Source organism: Streptomyces pratensis (assembly GCF_016804005.1).
GTDB lineage: Bacteria > Actinomycetota > Actinomycetes > Streptomycetales > Streptomycetaceae > Streptomyces > Streptomyces pratensis_A.
Genome location: NZ_CP051486.1, coordinates 7,158,798 through 7,177,572 on the forward strand (window position 1 = coordinate 7,158,798; position 18,775 = coordinate 7,177,572).

The following is an 18,775-nucleotide window of genomic DNA, read 5'->3' on the forward strand; positions in this document are numbered from 1 at the left end:
GATGCACCTGAGGCCCGTTGCGCGCCCACCGATCACTTTCGCGCCTCCCGGCGGTCATAGAGACTGCGAGCGCCACAACCACTCCATGGTGCTCACCACGACGGACTCCAGGACGGGACACGAGAACATGACCGAAGCAGTGAAGGGCCCGGCGAGCTACTTCCCCTCGATCGAGAAGAAGTACGGCCGCCCGGTCACGGAGTGGAAGGACCTCATCCGGTCCTCGCCCCTGACCAAGCACATGGAGCTCGTCGCCTGGCTCAAGACCGAGCACGGCCTGGGCCACGGCCACGCCAACGCCCTGGTCGCGCACACACTCGCTGAGGGCAGGTAGCCCCCGGGCCTCTCCCCCTCACCGGCGCCCCCGGCCTCTCCCCCCGGACCGGGCGCCCCCAGGCCTCTCCCCCCGGGCCGGCGCCCTCATGCCTCTGCCTCTCCCCCCGGGCCGGGCGCCCTCAGGCCTCCCCGTCTGCCCCCGGGAGCGTCTGCTCGGACCAGACGGTCTTGCCCTCGGCGGCGTACCGGGTGCCCCACAACGAGGCGAGCTGCGAGATGATGAACAGCCCCCGCCCGCCCTCGTCGACCGCTCCGGCGTACTTCATGTACGGGGCGGTGGTGCTGCCGTCCCGGATCTCGCAGGTCAGCCCCCGGTCGAGGATGAGGCGCAGCTCCACCGGCGGACGGCCGTAGCGCACGGCGTTGGTCACCAGTTCGCTGACGATCAGCTCGGTGGCGTCGCCCGTGTCGCCCTCCAGGTGCCAGTCGGCCAGCCTCTTGGACGTGAGGCGGCGCGCGGTCGCCGGGGCCGTCTTGTCGTAGGGGAGCTCCCACGCGCCGTACCGGTCCTCGGGCATGGCGTGCGTCCGGGCCAGCAGCAGGGCCGAGCCGTGCAGGTCGGGGCTGTCCGGCAGGGCGTAGGCGATCGAGTCGCACAGGTCCCGCATCGGCCGGTCCGTCGGCATGAGCGCCTGGCGCAGCGCACCCGAGCTGGGCTGGGCGTGGCCCCGCAGGGCGTTGCTGTGGAGCACGAGCAGGCTGCCCTCGCGGAGCGAGAAGGAAACCGCGGCGACGGGCGCGTGCTCGGCCGTCCCCAGGGGCGGCCCCACGGGCAGGCCGACCACGTAGGCCGCGCCGTCGGGTTCGACGACGAGGGGTGCGGGATGGCCGGCGGAGACCACGGTGCACGTCTCGGTGAACGGGTCGTACACCGCGTAAGCGCAGGTCGCACCCAGCGGCTCCTGGTGCAGCGGGTCGCTCTGCGGCAGCTGGGCACGTTCCTGCGCCAGCCGCGCCGCGGTGTCGTAGAGCCGGGCGAGCAGTTCGTCGGGCTCCAGGTCCAGGGTGGCGAGAGTGTGCACGACGGTGCGCAGCTGCCCCATGGTGGTGGCCGCGTGGATACCGCCCGTCGCCACTTCTCCGATGACGAGGGCCGTACGGGCGCCCGACAGGGCGATCGTGTCGAACCAGTTGCCGGCGTCCCCGCCGGGCAGCAGCAGATGGTCCGTCTCGACGGCGGGCTGGGGCACCGGGCGCTGCGGCAGCAGGCGGCGCTGGAGGGCGCTGGCGATCGTGTACTCGTGCACGTAACGGCGGGCGTTGTCGATGCCGAGTGCGGCCCGGGACGCGATCGCCGACGCCACGGGGACGTCCTCCTCGGTGAAGGGCTCGGAGTCACCACACCGGTAGAGGCTGATCAGTCCGAGGACCGCCCCGCGCAGCGTCAGCGGCGCCAGCAGCAGCGTGTGTGCCCCGATCTTCCGTATGGAACCCACCCGCGCGGCGTCCTCGTCGGCCCACGGGGCGTCCTTCAGCGGGAGGACACGGATCCTCAGGTCGGAGAGGGCCCGCTGGTAGGGCGTCCCGGGCAGTACCGCCCGTACGTCCCCGACGGGGTGCGCGGCTTGGTTGCTGCCGCCGTAAGCGGCCCGTCGCAGCGGTACGTCCACGGCGAGCGGCCCGGGCTCGGGTGTCTCGCCGCGCAGGACGAAGTCCACGATCTCGACGACGCCGACATCCGCGTAGTCGGGGACCAACGCGTCCACGAGGTCACGGCAGGTGGCGTCGACGTCCAGCGTCCGGCCCACACTGTCGCGGACCGCGTCGAGCGCCTTGTCCCTGACCAGACGCCTGACCTGTTCGCTGACATCGACGACGGAGACGGCGACCCCCAGGACCCTGCCGTCGTCGCTCTGCCTCGCCCCGTGCCCCTCCTGGAGCCGGAACGCCGTCAGGGCGAGGGTGCGGCGTCCGCCGGGTACGTCGCCGGGGCGGGCACGGAACGGCCGCTCGATGCCGGGCACACCGGTGCGCAGGACCTCCCGTACGAAGGCCTCCACCCGCTCGGGTTCCTCGAAGGCGCACACGTCGCGGAACGGCCGGCCGCGCAGCCTCCCGTTCTCGTCCGCGTCGACGTCGGCGGAGGGGTCGCTGATCCGCAGGAGCCTGAGCCCGGGGTCGAGCACATGGACGCGTACGCGTGCCTGCGTGAACATCACGTCCAGCAGGGCCTTCCCGACCGCGTCGTCCCCCTTGCCGGGCCCCGGGCTCCCGCCGGCCGCCCAGACGGCCCAGCCGGCTCCCGCGAGGGGTTCGAGCCGGAGCCCGGCGGGCGCCCCGTCACCTCCGTCACCCCGTGTGGTGTCGCCCGCCAGTACGTCCATCACCCGAAGGCCGAGCGCATCGGCGGTGGCCGGACCGAAGCGCCGCTCCGCGGCCCGGCTCCACCCGGTGACCACTCCGGCGGCGTCCACGACCATCAGAGGCGCATCAGCCATCAGCCCAGCTCCTTCGCCCCCCTCACGGGACCCGGGGCCGGGCCTCCGCGCACGTGGACACGTACGCAATCAGCATCGGCCCCCGGTCCGCCGCCCGCTACCGGAGCGGGTGCGGCTCCGGGAGCGGGTCCGGGTGCTTACGCACTGTGCGGGTGACGGTCACACGCCGTACGTGTGACGGCGGCCGACGCTCTCGGTGTGCCCGGCATCCCCCGCCGGGCACACCGGACTCAGTCGTCCATGTCGATGTCCAGACTGTTGATCCTCGTGGTCCGGTTGTTGGCGGTGATCACGACCGGACTCTTGCCGGACACACCCTTGGTCTTCTCGACGAGTTCACGCAGGTCGTCGAGAGTGATCTCTTTGCCGGTCTTGGGCTTCAAGTGGATGCTCACAGGTGACATCGATCCATCATTTCCCTAGATGACTTCCCGGTCACCAATGCCCAACGTGCCCTCCCACCAAGCCTCTTCGGAATGCCGCCCGGGCCTCAGCGCGGGACCGTGGCCCCACGCCCCGGCCCCACCGCCGATGCCGCCGGGGGTTCGGGTGTCCCGCCCGTCCCGCGCAGGAAGACGATCGAGAAGACACCGGCGGCGGCCATGACCACGGCTGCGCCGATCGCCGCGAGGCCCAGACCGTGGGTGAAGGCGTCGCGTGCGGCGGCCAGGACGGCGTCCCCCGTCGCGGCCGGAAGTTCGCCCGCGACCGCCGCCGCACCGCCCAGGGTCTCGCGCACGGCGTCGGCACCGGGCATCCCGGCGGGCAGGGCGTCGGCCATGTCCCGGCTGTAGACAGCGGCGCCGACGGAGCCGAGGATCGCCATGCCGAGGGCTCCGCCCAGTTCCTGCCCCGACTCCAGCACGGCCGCCGCCGAACCGGCGCCCTCCGGTGGGGCGGCGCCCAGCGCCAGTTCGTTGGCGAGGGTCATGGCGGCGACCAGCCCGCCCGCGTACACGGCTGCGCCGACGAGGGCGAACCACAGGGGCGAGTCCGTACGCAGCTGCGTCAGCCAGAGGAATCCGCAACCGGCGAGGAAGAAGCCGCCGCCCATGACGTACGCACGGTCGATCCGCTGGGCGAGCGCGGCGCCGGCCGGTGCCATGAGGGCCACGCCGGCGGCGGGCACCAGGCTCCACAGCGCCGCGGTGAGGGGGCTCAGGCCGAGTACGGACTGGAGGTACTGGGTGAAGAAGACGGCCATGCCCACCGTGGCGAACATCGCGAGCAGATCGGCGAGCACCGGGCCACCGAAGTTGCGCCGGCCGAGCAGCCCGAGGTCGATCATCGGGTGGGCGAGGCGCCTCTGACGGCGTACGAAGACGACGCCGAGCACCAGCCCCGCGGCGACGCAGAGTGCGGTCAGCGGCTCGTAACCGTGCCGGGCCCATTCCTTGATGCCGTAGATGACCGCGAGCAGGGCGCAGAGCGAGAGCAGGGCGCTGCCCACGTCGAAGCGGCCGCGGGCGGTGGTCACCGTCTCCGGCACCAGGAAGGGCACCAGCAGGAGCAGCAGCACCATGGCGGGCAGATTGATGAGGAACACCGAGCCCCACCAGAAGTGTTCGAGCAGCAGCCCGCTGACCACGGGCCCCAGCGAGATCCCGGCGGTCATGACGCCGGTCCAGATGGTCACCGCCTTCCCGCGCTGCTTCGCGTCGTGGAAGAGGTTGCGGATCAGGGCGAGGGTCGAGGGCATCAGGGCGGCGCCTCCGAGCCCGAGCAGCGCGCGTACGGCGATGAGCACTTCGGCGGAGTGCGCGTACGCGGCTGCCACCGAGGCCGCGCCGAAGACGACAGCTCCCGCCAGGACCAGCGTGCGCCGCCCGATCCGGTCGCCGAGGGAACCCATGACGATGAGCATCCCGGCGAGCACGAAGCCGTACATGTCCAGGATCCACAACTGCTGCGTGGCGCTGGGCTCCAGGTCCTGGCTGACGAACGGGATCGCGAAGTAGAGGATGGACACGTCCATCGAGACGAGGAGCAGGGGCAGCATCAGGACGCCGAGGGCGATCCATTCCTTGCGGCCCGCGCGGGGACCGGGTGTGTTCTCCATACGCAGTACGGAACCGGGCCAGGACCTTACGCCGCAAACAGCTGCCTAGTGCACCGGGAAGAAACCCCAGGTGAGCGGGGTCCACCAGGGGCAGGTGCACTAGTACGGTAGCGCGATGACCACTGAACCGCCCTACCTCCGCATCGCAGGGGAGATCCGCCGCCGCATCGCGTCGGGCGAGCTCGGTCCCGGCGACCCGGTCCCCTCCACCCGTCGCATCACACAGGAGTGGGGCGTCGCGATGGCCACCGCGACGAAGGCCCTGGGTGCCCTGGCCCAGGAGGGGCTGGTGCGGGCGGTGCCCGGCGTCGGGACCGTGGTCGCGGAGTCAGGCCGCGAACGCGCCACGACGCAGGGCCGCCAGCTCAGCCGCGAGCGCGTCATCCGCGCGGCGATCGCGCTCGTGGACGAGGAGGGCCTCGCGGCGCTCTCGATGCGTCGCATCGCGACGGAGTTCGGCACCTCCACGATGGCGCTGTACAGCCATGTCCCCAGCAAGGGCGAGCTGGTCCGGCTGATGGCGGAGGCGGTGTTCGGCAGCGGCCCCGCCGGCCCACGGCCGACGGGCTGGCGCCCGATGCTGGAGCGGGAGGCACGCTGGCTGTGGAAGCAGTACGAGCAACACCCCTGGCTCGCCCGCGCCATGGCCCACCTCACCCGCCCGATGGCCTCGCCGAACGCGATGCTGTTCACCGAGCGGGTCCTGAGCGCCCTGACCGGCCTGGGCCTCACCCCGGAGCAGATGCTGCACATCCACCTAACGGTGCTGGGCTACGCCCAGGGCATCGCGATGGCCGTCGAGCTGGAGCTCCAGGCACGGCAGGACAGCGGGGTGACGGCGGACGAGTGGATGACGTCGATGGAACCCCGCATGGACGCGATCCAGGCGACGGCGGCCTACCCGGTGCTGTCCACGTTCTTCGGCAAGGACAACTTCGACCTGGAGCTGGGCACCCTCTTCGAATTCGGGCTGGCCAGGGTGCTGGACGGGGTGGAGGCGCTGGTGGAGGGGGGAACCGTGGCGGCAGACCCCGAGTGATGCCCCTCGGTCGGCCGATCGTCTCGGACCTGTATCAGCAGTGACCCGAATTCATCAGGGATTCCCCCCATGTCGCACCTTTGCAATACGATCACATTCAACAACCAGCTCCGGGCCGTCCACCCCCACACAGGCCCCGTTCCGTCTGTGCGAGGAAGCCCATGCCGCCCTATCAGCCGTCCTCGGACTGGCAGTACGAGATTCCGACGACCGGCAGCAAGCGGCTCCCGCCCGCCGCCCGTTACGTCGAATCGCTGACCCACCAGGGCTACGGGTTCGAGGCCGCGATCGCCGACCTCGTCGACAACTCCATCGACGCCGGTGCGCGCAACGTCGTCATCAGTTTCCTGCGGGACGAGGACCGCCTCGTAAGCCTCCTGGTCGTCGACGACGGACGGGGCATGAACGACGAGACGCTCGACACCGCGATGACGGTGGGCGGCCGGCAGGAGTACGGGGAGAAGGCACTCGGTCACTTCGGCGCAGGCCTCAAGGCAGCGTCCCTCTCGCACGCCGATTCGCTCACGGTGATCAGCCGCACCAAGCGCAGCCCGTCCACCGGCCGCCGGTGGCTGACGGCCCGCGCCCAGGCCGACTTCACCTGCGACATCGTGGACCCCGGCTACTGCCAGGACCTCGTCGACCGCTACGACGGCCTGATCGAGTGGCACGGCACCATCGTGCGCTGGGACAAGGTCCGGGCCTTCGACACGATTACCGCCGGACAGGCCGACCGCTATCTCGACGACGCGATCGAGAAGCTGGAGACCCACCTCGGGCTCCACCTGCACCGATTCCTGGCCGACGACACGTTCAACGTCGACATCGTCGTCGAGGACGTCACGACCAAGGAGGAGCTGGACCACCGCGGCGTCGAACCGATCGACCCCTTCGGCTACCGCATCCCCGGCAGGGCCGGTTACCCGCGTACGTACACCGCACCCGTCGAGGGCGTCGGTGACGTCGCACTGACCGCGCACATCTGGTCGCCGAAGTCCCCGCTGGTCAGCTTCCGCGGGATCGGACCGCTCGCCGAGCGGCAGGGCTTCTACATCTACCGCAACAACAGGCTCGTCCAGGCCGGCGGGTGGAACAGCACGCGCAGCGCCGAGGGGCACCTCGCGCTGGCCCGTATCGCGATCGACCTTCCGACAGAGGCGAACGACGTCTTCAGCCTCACGGTCAAGAAGGACGGCGTGACGGTCACCCCGGCCTTCGCCCGAGGACTAGAACAGGCCACGGACGCGGCAGGCCGCACATTCTCCGAGTACGTCCAGGACGCCCAGACGACGTACCGGGAGGCCGCGAAGCGCACCACCGAGGTGACGCGCGATGCGGTCATCCCGGCCGGCAAGGGCCTCGACCCGAAACTGCGGCGGGTCCTTCGGGACGAACTGCCGGAGCTGGAGGGGGAGGAACCGATCACCTTCCGCTGGGTGTCCCTGGACGCGGACCTGTTCTTCGAACTCGACCGTGACGCCCGGGAGATCAGGCTGAACAAGACGTACCGCCCGGCTTTCAACGGTGGACGGAGGGGCGGGCTCAACGACGCGCCGGTCGTGAAGAGCATGCTGTACCTCATGGTCCAGGAGATCTTCCAGAAGTCACGGGTGCGGGCCACCCGCGCCGACAAGATCGCCCTGTGGAACAGCGTCCTGGTGACAGCGGCACGCTGCGAACTCTCCCGCTGATCCCCACCGCGCCCCGTCCCTGCCGCACCTCCGCCGCATCTCCGCCGCATCTCCGCCGCATCTCCGAGAAAGCCGCGCCGCCATGACCGACCACCTGTTCAACCTGCACGGCGACGTCCTGGCCGCCATGCGCCGGGGACCGAAGCCCTTCGCGAAGCTGGCCTTCGCACTCTCGGAGGCCGATGAGCCGGCCGACACCTACACCGGCCACTTCCGCGACCGGCTCGTCGGCTCCGGCTCCGGCTCCGGCTCCGGCTCCGGGGACGAACTCACCGCGCTCTGGCACCGCACGCTGACCGCCTGGGACCTCACCGAACAGGCCGACTGGTCCACCGCGCCCGCGCGCACGGATGCCCGGCGCTCCGACACCTACGACCGGCTCGGCTTCGGAGGCGACCTGCGGAAGGCCCTGGACGCGGCGGTCCCCGTCTTCAAGGAGCCCGGGGCCACCGTCATCAGCAGGGAGTTCACGTCCTGGTACTCCAGGGACACGGCGGCAGCCCGCGCCTTCTACTGGAACTCCTACGAACAGACGCTGCGCCGCAAGGGCTGGCCGGACGCGGCCGTCTCCAGCCTGGACGAGGCGAGCCACGCCGTGGTCGAGCGCCTCTCCGATCCCACCCGCGCCGAGGCGTACGGTGCGCGGGGCCTGGTCGTCGGCTACGTGCAGTCGGGCAAGACCGCCAACTTCACAGGCGTGACGGCGAAGGCCATCGATGCCGGCTACCGCCTGGTCATCATCCTCGGAGGCACGCTGAACCTCCTCCGCGGCCAGACCCAGCGCCGCCTGGACATGGAGCTGATCGGCCAGGAGAACATCCTGCGCGGAGCCGACCCGGCCGACACCGACGCACTCGTCGACGTCGACTACCAGGACGACGAGGACTGGCCGGCGAAGTTCGTGAGCCACGGCGGCCGCCCCTCCACGCTGGGCTCCTTCGACATCGAGCGGCTCACCACCCTGAACAGGGACTACCTGGGCCTCAAAAGCGGCATCGGCGCTCTTGAGATCGGTAAGCAGGACCGAACGAAACCGCTCCACGATCCGATGAATCTGCACCACGCGGCAGCACGCGTGATGGTCGTGAAGAAGAACAAGTCCGTACTGGAAAAACTCATCAAGGATCTCAAGAGGATCGGCCCCATCCTCTCCGAGATTCCCGCGCTGATCATCGACGACGAGTCCGACCAGGCATCGGTCAACACGACGGATCCGAAGAAGTGGGAAGGCGGCACGGTCGAGCGCAAGGCGATCAACGGCCAGATCTCCCAGCTGCTCGGCCTCCTCCCCCGGGCCCAGTACGTCGGCTACACGGCGACCCCGTTCGCCAACGTGTTCGTCGACCCGGGAGACGAGGAGGACATCTTCCCCCGCGACTTCCTGATCTCGCTGCCGCGCCCGACCGGCTACATGGGCGTGCAGGACTTCCACGACCTGGAGTCCGAGGGCACCGCCGAGGAGACACACGTACGCGGCATCTACGAGGACACCGGCGACCGCCTCCAGGAGGCACTGGACGCCTTCGTACTCACCGGGGCGCTGAAGCTGTACCGAACGGACCACGGCGTCCCCGACGGGGCGTTCCGGCATCACACGATGCTGGTCCACCAGTCCGTCCGCGTGCGCGACCAGGCGGTCCTCGCTCTGCACATCAACTCGATGTGGCACAGGTCTGCCTACACAGGCCAGGAGGGCCACGCCCGCCTGGCGGCCCTTCTGGAGAAGGACTTCCAGCGGTACGCCGACGAGGGCCTCCCCACCCCGGCGTCGTACGACGAGCTGAAGCCGTACGTCTTCAACGCCCGCCGGCTCATCAACTCCGGCGGTGAGCCCGTGATCATCGTCAACGGGGACACCGACCGCGACTACGAGCAGCCCGAGCTGGACTTCGACCGGACGCCACGCGTGTGGAAGATCCTGGTCGGCGGCACGAAGCTGTCCCGTGGCTTCACGGTGGAGGGCCTCACGGTCACGTACTACCGCCGCACCACCCAGCAGGCCGACACCCTGATGCAGATGGGCCGCTGGTTCGGCTTCCGCCCCGGCTACCGCGACCTGGTCCGCCTGTACATCGGCCGCGAGGAACCGCTGGGGAAGAAGAAGACCGTCGACCTGTACGAGGCCTTCGAAGCGGTCTGCCGCGACGAGGAGACGTTCCGCACCCAGCTCACCCGCTACGCCGCCCTGGTGGACGGCAAACCGCAGGTCACGCCTGCCCAGATCCCGCCGCTGGTCTCGCAGCACCTGCCGTGGCTGAAGCCGGCGGCCCGCAACAAGATGTTCAACGCGGAGCTGGTGGAGATCAGGTCTCCGGGGCAGCCGATCGAACCCGCCGCCTACCCTGCGGACGCAGAGGCAATCGGGCGTAACACCCAACGTTGGCGACCTCTGCTCAACGCCCTCGGCTCAGCACCTGTCACGCTCACTAACCCCTCAGACAGTACGAGCTCTCTCTCGCGCAGCTTCACTGCTCTCACAACGGCCATCTCTCACGCTGAGCTTGTCGCAATCCTGAGTGCGCTTGAGTGGGATCGGCCCGAACTCTTCCGGCCCCATCTCACCTACCTCTCACAACTCGACGGCAGGCTGGCCAGGGTGAACGACTGGCTGGTCATCGTTCCCCAGCTGTCCCGCTCGAACCGAACCGAGGCCAGCATCCTGGGTTCAGTACCACTTTCGCTTGCCCGCCGAAGCCGACAGGCGGGGAAAGCCGTCTTCGGCCGCATCTCAGGTGTAGAGCACCGGACTTCAGCCCAGCGCATCATCGATGGACCGGGCAGCGTGGATCTCCCGATCAGCCCGAGCACTGGGGTGATGCTGCTCTACCCAGTAGTGGAGAGCCAGAACGACGCGGAGACAACCTCGGCAGCACCCCATGGTGTTGCCGACCCGTCAAAGGTCACGATGGCCTTCACCCTGATTCCGCCGAAGTCTGCCATCGACTCCACGCGACAGCTCCTCCGCTTCCAGGCCAAGGACTCCAGCCATGCGCGGGATGTCTTCGTGGCAACAGGTTCTTCCTGACGGTAACTACGCGATCATCCCGTTAGCCGAGGCAGTTACTACCTCCCCACCGCTTCACGAAAGAGTGTCAGGTGACTCTGTTTGACCTCCCGGGGCCAAAACCCGGCGTTTGCGACGACCCAGAGCTGATGCTGGTGCACCAGCACTTGATGCACGCCGACCCTGATGGGGACCGCTTCGCCCGAGTGCTGCGGGACACCATCGACCAACTGCTGAACGGTGAGGCTACTGGGCGCTACGACTGGGCCACTCTCTTCAAGACCGAGAAGACCCACGCGGGAACTCTTGTTGAGATCAACCTGCAGCGCGAGTTCGAGTTTCACGACGGGGTCGACATGGACTACCGCATCGAGGACATCGACGTCGACTGCAAGTACTCACAGAAATTCGGCGCCTGGATGATTCCTCCTGAGGCGGAAGGCCACCTCTGCTTGCTCGTCTGGGCTGACGACTACGAGAGCCGCTGGAGTGCTGGGCTGCTGCGCATAGAGCGTGAATGGCTCAACGGCGGAACGAACAGAGACATGAAGTTCACAGTCAAGGCGGAGCACCGCAACAGGATCACCTGGCTCTGGAAGGATGCGACGCTGCCAAAGAACGTCCTCCTGCATCTTGACCCGGACACACGAGCACGCATCCTGATCCCAGGAAAGCACAAAGGGCAGGCACGCGTCCGCGAACTATTCCGGTCCGTACTCGGCACACGAATCGGGCGCGGCGTAGTGCGCACTGCTGCTCAGCAACTCGACTACATGGCGCGTGTCCGCGAGGGGGACAGAGGGCGGGCCCGTCCGGCGCTGCGCCCGGAAGGAATTATCATCCTCGGCGACTATCAGTCACACCAAGCAGTAGCCCGCGCCCTGGGAGGTCCAGTCCCAAGGGAGGGCGAGTTCGTTGCCCATCGCGTCATTCGCGCTCTTCCTGAACATGGCGATCGCCCGCAAGCGGAAATCGACGGAGAATTCTGGGTAGTGGCGGAACCGGGCGAGACAGGCGGAATGGCACCGCGGCTGCCAGAAGCCCAGGCCGGCCGAGGAGGGTACTGAATTAACAGCCAGTAATCACAGTAGACAAGTCCGGCTGCGGGAGGGCACCAATCTCCGGGCACCTCCCGCAGCTGCACCGGCTAACGGTCGTACGGCATGCCGCCCTGAACGAGCATCGACCGATTCCAGTTCCGGAACGAGTCAGGGCGCAGAATCCGGAGGCATACTGTCGGAACTCCCGCTGCGCACGACGGTCACCGTCACTGATTCGATAGTGGACCAGGACGCACCGTCCTCGTACATCGCCGGGACCGCGGAATGCCTCCTCTCAACACGGGTTGTGATCTCAGACCAGCTGGTCCGCTGCTCATCAGAATTCTCCATGGTCTTCTCCGCTTCGCTGAAGGATTCGTACGTCAATGGGGGCGCCATCGAGACGTCACCCCTCATGTGAAAGGGGTTTGGTGGGGCTCCGCTCGCAGGGCGCCAATCAAGAATCTGTGCGGCGGCCGGTATCTGGTGCACCTGCTGACAAGAGCGCTGCCCGCATGACCATCCGGGCATAGTCGGTGAGATCTCGCCCCATCAGTGCGAGCGCAAGGTCTATGGCCTCGCCCTGAACACGCTCACGCCCCCCCAGGATGACCGCTTCAGCGAGATCCGCCCTGCCCATGTCGTGCAGCTCGGCCACTGTTGCACTGATCTCGCTGGACACCATGGCCTTGCTGGCGGACCACGCGATACCGAGCAGTGTCCGGCGCTCGCCAGCAGCCTCTGCAGCAACGAGAGCGTCGATCGTCTGGCCGATCGCACAGTTAGGGGCGTTGCGCCGGTCCCCTGCCGAAAGTGCCGGAGTGGTTCCGCCCAGCGCAGCAGAAGCGGACATCTGGTCGTCGGCACGAGACGCCGAGGCGGAATTGGACACCCGCAGCACCGCAGTCACATCCCGGCTCCGACGCGCAGCTGAGCTGCGGAGCTGCTCAAGCTCGGCAAGCGTGACAGTGGCCTTCTGCGGCTCCACGACTTCGCAGAGCTTCTGGTACATCTCCGCCAGCCTGTCCCGCCCGGGCACCCGAAGGCCGCTCCAGTAGCAAGACAGACTACTCGTGGGTATCTGCAGAAACTTGGCGCGAGCCTTCTGGAGCTCGTACGGACTACTCCTGAGCAGATGACGAAATCGTTCGACGTACGCTATGCGGTCGGCATCGCACCCCTTCCAGTAGCCCTCGTTGACATGGCCGGCGGCAGCCATAGGTGTCCCCCTCAAGTGGGCCGTGTGAGCAGGACCAGTATTCCCTGAACGGGCGTCAGCACCACCCTGATTCGAAAACAACGGGCCCTCAACCTGTTTGCACACGACTGCACTTGAGAGCCGACGTTTGCACTTAGAGTTCCAGTCACGGCTGACTTGTTTGCAGTTGGCCGCAAACACCTGAGGAGACTTGCCCTGACGTCGCGTTCGCACGTCCAATGGAGATGCGGGCTGCCCTCTGTCACGACTGCTCTTGCTGGCGCAGACCACGCGCTGGAAAAACACGCCCTGTGCGCGAAGGGATGAAACGGTGACTTCTCAGGATATTCCCTCATGGCGGGATCCAGGCCGCGGAACAATGGCCCGGTGCGCGCTCTGGCTCGTCTCAGAAGTGGGCGTGGGCGAGGTGTTCACAAAGACCGAGCTCCGCAACGCTTTTCCCGAGACCTCACAGATTGACCGCCGCATGCGCGACCTTCGGGATCGCGGGTGGAAAATTGCGACAAACAGGGACGACCCGACTCTCACATCAAGCGAGCACCGCTTCGTCGCGGCTGGAGCTGAGGTCTGGAAGCCAGGCCAGTCGAGGGCTAAGACGGCGGCCACCAGCATTACGGCGACGCGACGACGCGAGATCTTGGAAGCGGATGAGTACCTGTGCCGCGTCTGCGGCATCGCGGCCGGCGAAGTATACGAGGGCGGGGTGGAGACAGCCCAGCTCGATGTCGCACGCCGGGAGGTCATCAAGCCGGGCGCGAAGGTAATGACTGAGATGATCACTGAATGCCGGCGCTGCAGGACCGGCGGCCGTGGCGGCCGAACGGACCTGGCGGGAATCCTTGGGCGCTTGGGGCAGATGAGCCAGATCGAGCGGGACCATTTTTCCCAGTGGATGACGATGGACCGCCGGGACTTCAGCATGATGGAACGTCTCTGGGGTGAATACCGGACGCTGCCTGCCGAGTCCCGGAGGGCAGTCAGGGACGCCATCAGGCCGGCGCAGTACTAGGAAGCGTGCATGGTGCCACGCTGCAGCGAGGCACCACAGAGAAGGAATGGGGTGTGGAGATGCTGAAGTTCAGCCCTCCTCCGAAAGCAGCCGACAACGCTGAATTCATCGCTCGTCGGCTTAAGGAGGCCGTTGAAGGAGAGGGCGCCCGGGAATCGGTCACCGTGGAGTGGAACGGCCGCCCTCTCCACGTAGGCGTGATCGACATGCCGCTGCGGGACGTCTACTACAATCCCGCGACGCACCGGATCAGGGCTCAGCGCGATCATGATCCGATGCTTGCCCGGACTCTGAAATCCGACCCCTGGCTGGATGAGAGCCAGGACTATCTCAACCGCCTGCTGATCGGCAGGCCGACCAGCCCCGAAGATCCCGACCCCGAGTTCATGGATCTCATGAAGAGTCTCGGCGAGGTCGACCAGCAGGAGCCAGGGCTGATCACGCACGAGGGGATCCTGGTAAACGGAAACACTCGGGCCGCAGCCCTCAGGAAACTAAAGAAGACCTCAATCCGGGTGGGGGTACTTCCCCCCTCGTTCACCTGGGAAGACATTAATGCGGTCGAACTTGCCTTGCAGCTCAGGCCAGATGAGCGCCGAGACTACTCGTATATCAACCGCCTGCTGGCGATGGAGGAGCAGGAGCTGCTTGGCCGGGCAGCTGAAGATATCTCACGAGAATTCCACATCCAGCTGAAAACTTTCAGACAGGAGCGCTGGATTCTCGGAGTGATTCGAGAAATGATCGATCGAAGCCGGACGGAAGACGGCTCACAACTAAGCCTTACCGATTTTGAGGGACACCAGGAGAACCTTAAGGAACTGCATAGAAATTACAAGACAGAGGGGTCATCCAGCAAAGAAATTGCCGAGCAAGTAAAGGAGAATAGAATTGCTGCAATCGTCCTTGATTTCGCCAAAACCAGGACACGTCTAATCAATGGAAAATTCCAGCAAGATTATCTCAAAGAGGTAATCCCCAATGCATTCGAGAACGATGCTCCACAAGCAAGTGTGGCGATTCCAATCGCCGGTCTGAGCGTTTCACTCAACCCGCCGCCCTTGCCTGTCACACAAGCCAGGGAACTTACAGATAAAATTCTGCAGGCCCAGGCTTTGAGCTCTGCACGTCACGCGCCTGAGGAGGCCAGGGAGACGGCCCAGCAGACCTTGAGTTCGATGAGAAAAGCTATGCGAAGGGCGCTGGATGAGGCCTACCGCGATGACCGCCTGAAGAAGGTGCAACAGACCACCGCAGAGCGCCTGGACGACGCTAGCGCCGCTATCAATCAAAGTGTCAGCGACCTCGCACAGGCTTTCGCGAACAGCAGCCTGGATGAAAAGAGTTTCGACAGCGCACTGCTACGGCTAAAGGGAAGTCTTCTGAAGCTGGCACGACAGGCCAACCGCGGAATCAGCGAACGTGGCGACGGCATGGCATGGCTCATCAAGGCAAGTGAGGACCAAGCATGACTGCCCCTGCCGAGCCGTCACTGCGACTGAGCTTCCATGAGACCCGAACCAAGGTCATCTTGAGGACTCAACCCGAAAGCCACGAACAACTGGTGCGACTGACGGCCCGGTTCGGCAGTGGAAGCCAACGTGGAACGCTTGCTGCCGAAGTTGACCTGGAGGACTTCCTCTCTAACCTCGCAGTGCTCAACCAGTGGCATGACCCTGCGGGAGTGTCTTTCTCCCCTGACCTGAAGGCATTGGCTGAAGGGTCCGTACTGGACTCGCAGGCAGTCGACTCCCGGCTGGCCGCAGGACAACAAGGGCTGGAGTTCGCCGGGGCAGTCACCCCCGCCGACGTGCCGGCACAGCTGGGTCCTGCATGGAGGGCACCACTGACCGGATTCCAGACCCGCGATATTGCTAAGCTGCTGTCTCTTACGCATGGCGCGAATTTCAGCGTGCCGGGCGCGGGGAAGACCCGGACAGCAATGGCTGTCTATGCGGCACTCCGCCATGTTGGCAAGGTCAGACGCCTGCTCGTCGTCAGCCCCAAATCCGCGTACGAGGCGTGGCAAGACGAGAGCGCACACTGTTTCACCGAACCGCTGGCAGTCCGCGTCTTCGAGCGGCGGCCCGGCACCGACGTTGAAGTGTTGCTGGTCAACTACGAACGGTTGAACCGGTATCAGACGGAGCTGGCGGACTGGCTGAGTGCTGCACCGACCTTGATGGTGCTGGATGAGGCACACCGGATGAAGCTCGGGGTCAGAGGAACTTACGGCACAGCTTGCATGGCGCTCGGGCCACTGGCCCGCCATCGTCTGATCCTCACTGGCACGCCAGCCCCAAATGGTGCCAAGGATCTGGAAAGCCTGCTCTCGTTTGTTTGGCCAGGACACGGCCGCCGGGCTGTCGACAAGGCAGTGGCAGGGGGTGACCTGGCCCACGCGAGTAAGACACTGCGTCCGCTGTTTACGAGGACGACGAAGAATGAACTCGGACTACCGCCCACAGACATCCGGGTGCGTCTCGTCGATCTCCCGCCTGCCCACCGGCGGCTGTACACGGCTCTGCGCAAAAGACCTCAAGGCGTTACTGACAGGGAGCAGGACGAGTTCACGAGACTGGGTAAGGTTCTCGTCTATCTGATGATGGCCAGCACCAGCCCAACCCTGCTGGACAAGGGGCTCGACCGTTACGAGCCACTGCCCTTCTACGTGCCCCCCTACGAAGCGCCAGGTGACGGGTCCCTTCGGGACCTCATGCGGGACCTGCCGCGCTACGAGATGTCGCCGAAGTACGAGGCTGTCCTTCGAACCGTTGCCGAGAACGCGCGACTGGGGCGCAAGACGCTGGTCTGGTCAACGTTCGTTCGCAACCTGACCACGCTTGGGAGCGCACTGGCAAATTTCCAGCCGGCCGTAGTACACGGTGGAAGCATCGACCGTGATGAGCAGATCAGAAGATTCCGGAATGACCCTGACTGCATGGTGCTGCTATCAAATCCTGCAACACTTGGAGAAGGGATCAGTCTCCATCACGTATGCCACGACGCGATCTACCTCGACCGGGACTTTTCCGCTGGCCGATTCCTGCAGAGCTTGGATCGCATCCATCGCCTAGGACTGAAGGCCGGTACCGAGACTCGCATCACGGTCCTTCTCTCAAGAGGAACGATCGATGAGGCAATCCACGACCGTCTCGGAGTGAAGCTAGATTTCATGGGGCGGATCCTGGATGACCCATCCGTGCAGGAGCTGGCAGATCCGGACGAAGAAGTGACACCGTGGGGAATGGATGCCACAGATCTCCGAGCCCTACTAGAGCATCTGGATAGTCCCGGAATATGACGCACAAAGAGAAGCACTGGCAGCCACCAGACGGCTCTTGGGCATCATCGGCCGCCCGCCGCCGGAACATGCAGGCGATCAAAAGCCGGGATACCAAGCCGGAGCTGCTGATCAGGCGACTTCTTCATGCACAGGGCCTGCGGTACCGGGTAGCAGCCAAACCATTGCCTGAGCTTCGCCGGACGGCAGACATCGTCTTCCGCCCGGCGAAGCTCGCGGTGTTCATTGATGGCTGCTACTGGCACGGCTGTCCGGAGCACTACGTGTCGCCCAAGACCAACGTCGGCTACTGGTCTAGCAAAGTGCTGCGGAACGTGACCCGTGACAGAGACACAGACCAGCGCCTCCGTGACGCAGGGTGGACCGTGCTCCGCTTCTGGGAACACGAGTCACCCGACGACTGCGCCCTCTCGATCGCGACTGCCGTCAGCCGCCTCCGCGACGCTCGGCACTGAGAGATCTTCCATCCGGAACAGCAGTTCGCTTTCTCTTCTCCTGCCCTCGGGCTGTGATTTCAGCATCTCGGCCGTAACACCGGCTGCCTTCGCTGCCTCGAGCGCAGAAATAATCTGCTGCCCGACCGCCTCTGCCACTGGCGGTGGGAAAGCATTCCCCACCTGCCGGTAGGCCGCGGTCTTCCTTCCTTCAAACTTCCAGCTGGAAGGAAAGCCCTGAATGATCGCTGCTTGCTCTACCGTCAGCTTCGGCCCAGCTGCAGCGAAAAGATCACGTTCCTCAGTTTCCTGCCGCTTCATCTCCGCGGAGTCATTCGCAACACCCAGTCCGCAGACTCCAAGCGCTGCCCATGCCCTTTTGGCACGGGTCGGGCCCAGGTCAGCGCCACCGTGCTTCTTCGATCCGCCAACAAGAGTCGGCGCTACACCCTTCGAGGCTTCCCTCAGCCAGGACTCGAACGCCTTATCAGCCCTGGGGTCATCTACCTCATCGAAACGCTGACGCATCGAGTTCTTCAGAGCGTCTCCCACAGTACGAAGCGGACGCTTCTCTGGCTCAGCAGCAGCAAAGAACGGGACGAGCGGCTCCCTCAGTGCGACCAGAATAGCCCGAGGGCGAAGCTGAGGGACTCCGTAGTTCTTGGCTTCCAGCACCTTCCAGTAGCACTGCCCATAGCCCATGTCAGCGAGCTCCCCCAGGAGCTCCTCCCTGTACTCCAGGAACTTCTCCCAGGGCTCCAGCAGGCCACGAACATTTTCGATCATGACGGCTTTGGGCCTCAGTTCGTCTACGAGCCTGATCATGTCCGGGAAGAGATCCCGCTCGTCGTCCCGCCCGAGCTGTTTACCCGCAAGAGAGAAGGGCGGGCACGGAACACCACCAGCCAACAGGTCAAGATCCCCCTTCTCCAGACCTAGCTCCAGCCTCAGGTCCCGTGGCTTGAGCTTCGTAAGGTCAGCCTGCTTGACCTTGCAGCCCTCCCACTCCGCGTTGCCCTCAACGTTCCTCTTGAGGGTCGCAACTGCGCTCACATCAATCTCGATGAGCGCGAGATGCCTGAAAAGCGCATTGTGCAAGCCCAAGGCCTGCCCACCCGCCCCCGCGCAGATTTCGACTGAGGTGAACTCCCTCTTAGTGCTGGTCATGCACCCTCCTCCCAAGTTTTCCCGACTGGCACCCA

Annotated in this window: 14 protein-coding genes; 9 read left to right on the forward strand and 5 right to left on the reverse strand. The window is 65.9% G+C overall.

The window, feature by feature from the left end:
* Window positions 1-127: 127 nt before the first annotated feature.
* Window positions 128-334 carry a DUF4287 domain-containing protein gene (locus HED23_RS29960; protein WP_203187689.1) on the forward strand — a complete coding sequence of 69 codons (207 nt, stop codon included), beginning with the start codon at window positions 128-130 and terminating at the stop codon, window positions 332-334.
* A gap of 121 nt (window positions 335-455) precedes the next feature.
* On the opposite strand, the gene HED23_RS29965 is transcribed toward HED23_RS29960, so the two are convergent.
* The 3 genes from HED23_RS29965 to HED23_RS29975 form a co-directional block, all read right to left on the reverse strand.
* Complete coding sequence (locus HED23_RS29965) at window positions 456-2,774, reverse strand: SpoIIE family protein phosphatase (RefSeq protein ID WP_203186470.1); 2,319 nt, start codon at window positions 2,772-2,774, stop codon at window positions 456-458.
* 230 nt (window positions 2,775-3,004) lie between these two features.
* Window positions 3,005-3,169, reverse strand: a complete 165-nt coding sequence (locus HED23_RS29970; protein ID WP_203186471.1) for a hypothetical protein — start codon at window positions 3,167-3,169, stop codon at window positions 3,005-3,007.
* A 95-nt stretch (window positions 3,170-3,264) separates the two neighbouring features.
* The gene (locus HED23_RS29975; protein ID WP_203186472.1) at window positions 3,265-4,833 is read right to left on the reverse strand and encodes an MFS transporter; all 1,569 of its coding nucleotides are present in this window, start codon (window positions 4,831-4,833) and stop codon (window positions 3,265-3,267) included.
* Between the two features lie 115 nt (window positions 4,834-4,948).
* Between HED23_RS29975 and HED23_RS29980 the strand changes: the two genes are divergently transcribed.
* From HED23_RS29980 to HED23_RS29995, 4 genes are all read left to right on the forward strand, one after another.
* Window positions 4,949-5,872 (forward strand): TetR/AcrR family transcriptional regulator C-terminal domain-containing protein, encoded by a 924-nt coding sequence (locus tag HED23_RS29980; RefSeq protein WP_203186473.1) that lies wholly within the window; start codon window positions 4,949-4,951, stop codon window positions 5,870-5,872.
* Between the two features lie 161 nt (window positions 5,873-6,033).
* On the forward strand, window positions 6,034-7,563 hold the full coding sequence (locus tag HED23_RS29985) for an ATP-binding protein (protein ID WP_203186474.1): 1,530 nt from the start codon (window positions 6,034-6,036) through the stop codon (window positions 7,561-7,563).
* 82 nt (window positions 7,564-7,645) lie between these two features.
* Window positions 7,646-10,588 carry a Z1 domain-containing protein gene (locus tag HED23_RS29990; protein WP_203186475.1) on the forward strand — a complete coding sequence of 981 codons (2,943 nt, stop codon included), beginning with the start codon at window positions 7,646-7,648 and terminating at the stop codon, window positions 10,586-10,588.
* A gap of 71 nt (window positions 10,589-10,659) precedes the next feature.
* Window positions 10,660-11,634, forward strand: a complete 975-nt coding sequence (locus HED23_RS29995) for a NaeI family type II restriction endonuclease (RefSeq protein ID WP_238442165.1) — start codon at window positions 10,660-10,662, stop codon at window positions 11,632-11,634.
* A gap of 430 nt (window positions 11,635-12,064) precedes the next feature.
* Here the strand turns inward: HED23_RS29995 and HED23_RS30000 are convergent, their stop codons facing one another.
* On the reverse strand, window positions 12,065-12,619 hold the full coding sequence (locus tag HED23_RS30000) for a hypothetical protein (RefSeq protein WP_203186476.1): 555 nt from the start codon (window positions 12,617-12,619) through the stop codon (window positions 12,065-12,067).
* Window positions 12,620-13,223: 604 nt separating this feature from the next.
* Between HED23_RS30000 and HED23_RS30005 the strand changes: the two genes are divergently transcribed.
* The 4 genes from HED23_RS30005 to HED23_RS30020 are packed head-to-tail and all read left to right on the forward strand — an operon-like array spanning window position 13,224 to window position 17,594.
* On the forward strand, window positions 13,224-13,835 hold the full coding sequence (locus HED23_RS30005) for a hypothetical protein (protein WP_238442166.1): 612 nt from the start codon (window positions 13,224-13,226) through the stop codon (window positions 13,833-13,835).
* Between the two features lie 53 nt (window positions 13,836-13,888).
* The gene (locus HED23_RS30010; RefSeq protein WP_420803057.1) at window positions 13,889-15,307 is read left to right on the forward strand and encodes a transcriptional regulator; all 1,419 of its coding nucleotides are present in this window, start codon (window positions 13,889-13,891) and stop codon (window positions 15,305-15,307) included.
* Window positions 15,304-17,139, forward strand: a complete 1,836-nt coding sequence (locus HED23_RS30015) for a DEAD/DEAH box helicase (protein WP_203186477.1) — start codon at window positions 15,304-15,306, stop codon at window positions 17,137-17,139. Before HED23_RS30010 ends, HED23_RS30015 begins: the two co-directional genes overlap by 4 nt.
* On the forward strand, window positions 17,136-17,594 hold the full coding sequence (locus tag HED23_RS30020; RefSeq protein ID WP_203186478.1) for a very short patch repair endonuclease: 459 nt from the start codon (window positions 17,136-17,138) through the stop codon (window positions 17,592-17,594). The genes HED23_RS30015 and HED23_RS30020 overlap by 4 nt, the downstream gene beginning before the upstream one ends.
* On the opposite strand, the gene HED23_RS30025 is transcribed toward HED23_RS30020, so the two are convergent.
* Window positions 17,529-18,740, reverse strand: coding sequence for a DNA cytosine methyltransferase (locus HED23_RS30025; protein WP_203186479.1), 1,212 nt, complete (start codon window positions 18,738-18,740; stop codon window positions 17,529-17,531). The genes HED23_RS30020 and HED23_RS30025 overlap by 66 nt on opposite strands.
* Window positions 18,741-18,775: the final 35 nt, after the last annotated feature.